Annotated in this window: 5 protein-coding genes; 3 read left to right on the forward strand and 2 right to left on the reverse strand. The window is 64.3% G+C overall.

The annotated features are described in order from the left end of the window. Positions 1–285 precede the first annotated feature (285 nt). On the reverse strand, positions 286–576 hold the full coding sequence (locus tag EOD15_RS29060) for a muconolactone Delta-isomerase family protein (protein WP_127271666.1): 291 nt from the start codon (positions 574–576) through the stop codon (positions 286–288). Between the two features lie 107 nt (positions 577–683). On the opposite strand from EOD15_RS29060, the gene EOD15_RS29065 reads away from it, so the two are divergent. Beyond that, positions 684–1,583 carry a LysR substrate-binding domain-containing protein gene (locus EOD15_RS29065; protein WP_127321037.1) on the forward strand — a complete coding sequence of 300 codons (900 nt, stop codon included), beginning with the start codon at positions 684–686 and terminating at the stop codon, positions 1,581–1,583. A gap of 104 nt (positions 1,584–1,687) precedes the next feature. Here EOD15_RS29065 and EOD15_RS29070 read toward each other — a convergent pair whose 3' ends face one another. Next, positions 1,688–2,299, reverse strand: coding sequence for a TIGR00730 family Rossman fold protein (locus EOD15_RS29070; RefSeq protein WP_127332138.1), 612 nt, complete (start codon positions 2,297–2,299; stop codon positions 1,688–1,690). A gap of 126 nt (positions 2,300–2,425) precedes the next feature. Here EOD15_RS29070 and EOD15_RS29075 point away from each other — a divergent pair, with 126 nt between their 5' ends. Then, complete coding sequence (locus tag EOD15_RS29075; protein ID WP_127409071.1) at positions 2,426–3,898, forward strand: LysM peptidoglycan-binding domain-containing protein; 1,473 nt, start codon at positions 2,426–2,428, stop codon at positions 3,896–3,898. 226 nt (positions 3,899–4,124) lie between these two features. Continuing rightward, positions 4,125–4,457 carry a metalloregulator ArsR/SmtB family transcription factor gene (locus EOD15_RS29080; RefSeq protein WP_127323175.1) on the forward strand — a complete coding sequence of 111 codons (333 nt, stop codon included), beginning with the start codon at positions 4,125–4,127 and terminating at the stop codon, positions 4,455–4,457. Positions 4,458–4,549 lie beyond the last annotated feature (92 nt).

Genomic DNA, 4,549 nt, shown 5'->3' on the forward strand with positions numbered 1-4,549 from the left:
TCCCTGGTTCGCACGCCCTCAGCGGTGAAATGATAGATGAAGAACAATCCGTGCTCGTCGGGCAGGTAGGGCGACAGGTCGGTGCCTTCCGGGGCGAGAGTGATATCCATGGGGCGGTGCCAGATGCATGTTCCGAAATGGCACCGCACGGCGGCTGCCTGGCCTTGATTTCTAGCACGAGCGAACCCGGTTCCGTATGACGGTTTCTTGACAGCCGATCACGGTCTGTCGATCACCCACGTCAATCCGGTGGTGACGCCTTCGCCACCCCGGATTGTGCCCCGGTCAGTGCTTCGGGCCGAAGCCGGGGTAGGGCTTGAGGGGCACGATTGCGGCAATGTCCATCATGCCGGCCTTGACCAGCGGCAAGGTGGCGAGATGGCCGCGAACCTCTGCATCATCGGCGGCTTCGAGCATCATGCCGCTGCCCGGGATGTCGCCTCGGTTCCACACCTGGCGTACCGCGCCTTCGGCATAGAGCGTGCGCCGCTGTTCGGCTTCGCCGGGCAGAAGCGGAGCGAAATCGGCATCGGCAAATTTTTCGGTGTTGCGGGTGAGAAGGGCAAAGAACTGCATGGCGGTCTCCTGTGGTTGGATGGCCGAACTATCGCTCCCGCTGGTCAGACTGTCCAAGACTGGTTAGGATAAAGTTGAGACCTCAGGGGACTGGAGCCTGGAGAAAAATGTTCGACCTGCGCCAGATCAGGTATTTCGTTACCGTCGCCGAAACCGGCAATGTCGGGCGCGCCGCCGAGATGCTGCATATTTCTCAGTCGCCGCTCAGCCGGCAGATCATCCAGCTCGAGGAGCAGTTGGGTGTTTCCCTCTTTGAAAGGTCGAAGCAGCGGGTCCATCTCAACGCCGAGGGGCGCGCCTTCCTCACCGAGGCCCGCGCGCTGCTATCCGATGCGCGACGTTTGGAGGAGTTCGGCCGCAACCTGGCCAGCGGCGCCGTCGGCCGGCTCGCCATCGGCTATGTCGAAGGCGCCGTTCATGCCGGGCTTGTCGCCGGGATGCTGCGCCAGTTCCGTCGCGACCGGCCGGATTTCCATCTGCAGCTGAGAAGCCTGCGTTCTGCGGCGCAATTGGAAGGGCTACGGCAGCGGTCGCTGGATCTGGGTTTTGTCTACTCGCCGCCAGCCGATGATGACCCGGATGTCGCCGCCATGGCGCTGCGGCATGAGCCGCTGGTGCTGGCGATCCCCGAAGATGATCCGCTTGTTCAATTACCAGAGGTTGGGCCGCATCACCTTGACGGTCGCACCTGGATCACCGTCGTGCGCCAGCCGGACGACACCAATCGCGGCCAGTTCCTTGCCGCCTGCGCCAAAGCCGGCTTTTTGCCCGACATCGCCTATGAAACGGCGGATCCGCTGACCTCGCTCGGCCTTGTCAGCGCCGGCCTTGGTCTGGCGACGGTGCAAGCCAGCCTGCGCGCCGCTGCGCCGCCGCGGATCGTATTTCGCGACCTGCCGTGGTTCGACCGCACGGTTTCACTCCATCTCGCCTGGCGGCGTCAAGACCGGCGGGCGGTGATTGCCGATTTGCGGCAGGCTGCGGAGGAAGAGGGGAGTAGGGAGTAGGGCAGTAGGGCAGTAGGGCAGTAGGGCAGTAGGGCAGTAGGGCAGTAGGGCAGGACACTCCAGGCAATTCACATACTGCCTTACTGCCCTATTCCCTTACTCCCCTACATTTTGTCGATCACCGACTGCACGCCCTCGGTCGGAGCATCGACGGAGGACCCTGCCACCATGATGGCGGCGACGATCGCTTCGGGGTCGTCGACAACCAGCGGCTTGACCCGCTGTGCGGTGTGGATGAAGCCTTCGGCGGCCATGTGATCGAGCAACGCCAGCATCGGATCCCAAAATCCTTTGACATTGGCGAAGACGATCGGCTTGCGATGATGGCCAAGCTGCCCCCAGGTCATGATCTCGACGATCTCCTCGACCGTGCCGATCCCGCCCGGCAGCGCCACAAAGGCGTCGGATTTCTCGAACATCCTGTGCTTGCGCTCGTGCATGTTGTCGGTGATCAAGAGTTCATCGAGCCGGTCAAGCGCGGTTTCGCTCGCTTCCTTGTTGATCAGGAAGCGCGGAATGATGCCCGTTACCTTGCCGCCGGCCTTGAGCGCGCCTTCGGCGACAGCGCCCATGATGCCTTTGGTGCCGCCGCCATAGACCAGCCGCAGTCCCGCTTTGGCAATCGAGCGTCCGAGCAGGTGTCCGGCCTTGATATAGGTTTCATCGCGGCCCGGAGACGAGCCGCAATAGACGCAGACGGATCGAATCGTGTTCATGCCGATGATTGGTGATTGGGTCTGAAAGCCGGGTCAAGCCCCAAGAGTTAACAAGTCCGGGCTTTTTCTTGTCGGTATTGATAAAACAGGCTAGACCGGCGTTAGGTGGCTAAGGGGTAGGGAAGTATGGCAATTAATCCACTGAAGGCGTTCCTGTTCGCGGCGGGTGGGACCGTTGCGGCCGCGGGAACCGCCTATGTATCGGGCGCACTTGACCCGTATCTCAATCCCATGCCGCCGGCGCAAGTGGCGGCGCAGACGCCGCCCGCAGCGCCAAAATCGGCCGATCCCGGCACCGAAGCGCGGCTGCCCGCCGCGGAGGTCCCTGCGGCTCCCGCCGCGGTGCCCCAGGCAACGGCACCGGCCGCACCGGCCGCGGACGCGGCGGCGCCGGCTGCGGCCGGTCCGGTCGCACCGTCCTTCGATGTCGTGCGCGTCGAAAGCAATGGCTCGATTGTCGTCGCCGGCAATGCGGCGCCCAACGCCAAGGTCGAGATCCTCAACGGCTCGACGGTGCTTGGCTCGACGGTCGCTGGTCCCGATGGCGCCTTCGTTATCATTCTCGACGATCCGCTGAAGCCCGGTGATTATACGATCGCGCTGCGCGCGACCACGGGCGATGTCGTAACGCCCTCGGTGCAGACCGCCGTGGTTTCGGTTCCCAAGGATGCGGCCGGCCAGGTGCTGGCCATGGTCGAGGAGCCGGGCAAGCCGGCCGAATTGCTGACCGTTCCCGCGCCCGCGGCAAAGCCGGCTGCTCAGGCCGCCGCGCCGGCTGTTCCCGCAGCCGAAGCGCCCGCAACTGCTCCGGCACCAGCCGCCCCAGCACCTGCCGTGGTGGAAGCAGCACCGGCTCCTGCAGCGCCGGCGACGCCGCCCGCTGCAGGCGTGACCGAGCCCAAGATCGTCGTCGAGGCGGTCGAGATCGACGGCAGCAAGATCTTTGTCGCCGGTCTCGCCGATGCCGGCCGCAAGGTGCGCGCCTATGCCAACGACATCCTGCTCGGTGATGCGCAAACGTCGACGGACGGTCATTTCCTGGTCGAGGCGACCCGCGACATTCCGGTCGGCAGCTACACAATCCGTGTCGACGGCCTCGATACCGACGGTGTGACAGTTGTGGCCCGCGCAGCCGTGCCGTTCGAGCGCGAGCCGGGCGAAGCGGTCGCCGCCGTGGCACCCTCTGCGCCGAAGCCCGTTCAGCCCAAGCCGGCCGCACCGGCCGCCGCCGAGGCGCCGGCCGCGGCCGAAACGGCTCCGGCCACGACGCCTGCTCCCGCCACCGACGCTCCGGCCGTTGTGACGGAGGCGACGCCGCCGAGCGATGTGCCCGAGACCGTGGCGCCCAAACTTGAACATGCCGACGGCGCCGTCATCATCCGCCGCAACGACACGCTGTGGCGGATTTCACGGCGCGTCTATGGCCATGGCGTGCGCTTCTCGACCATTTACCTCGCCAACCAGGACCAGATCAGCGATCCCGACCGCATCTGGCCGGGGCAGGTGTTCAAGGTCCCGGAAAAGTCGAAGGAAGGCGAAGCCGCCGACCTCAAGGCGATGGGCGAGCAGGCAACGACAGCGCCGGCCAAGACGCAGTAGGGTTGGCGATTGGCCAATCTCCCTCCTTGAGGGGAGGTGGCAGGCCAGAGGGGTCGTCGCGCGTGAAGCGCCGACCTTCTCTTTTCTCCAAACGACGTCGCGTCAGGACGCACCGACCCCCTCTGTCACCTTTGGTGACATCTCCCCCTCAAGGGGGGAGATTAGGTCGCTCTACCCATCGGGGTAGCTTGCCGCAGACCTGCTCATCGTCTATCGCCGATGGACGATGACTGAATCCCTTATGGAAACAAACGCACCTGGCTGCACCCCGGACAGCCGAGCCGTTGCCACCCGGCTGGCAGCACTTTCGCACCCGGCTCGGATCGAAATCCTGAAATACTTGTCCGCAAGCAACTCCTGCTACTGCCGCGAAGTCGTCGATCGGTTCGATCTGGCGCAGTCCACCGTGTCACAACATCTGAAAATACTGGTCGAAGCCGGGCTGGTTCGCTTCGAGCCCGATCGCCAGCGTTCGCGCTATGCGATCGACCGTGCCGCGCTCGCCGATGTTTCTGCATCGGTGGCCGCCCTCGTCAATTCCTGCTGCTCCGGCCGCTGAAAATAAGAAGAAGGCGCCAAAAATGGCCGAAAAAACCGTCTCCGACTCCTCGACCTTCAAGACGCTGCTCAATTTGTGGCCCTATATGTGGC

It is taken from the genome of Mesorhizobium sp. M7A.T.Ca.US.000.02.2.1, from assembly GCF_003996995.1.
In the GTDB taxonomy this organism is placed as follows: Bacteria; Pseudomonadota; Alphaproteobacteria; order Rhizobiales; family Rhizobiaceae; genus Mesorhizobium.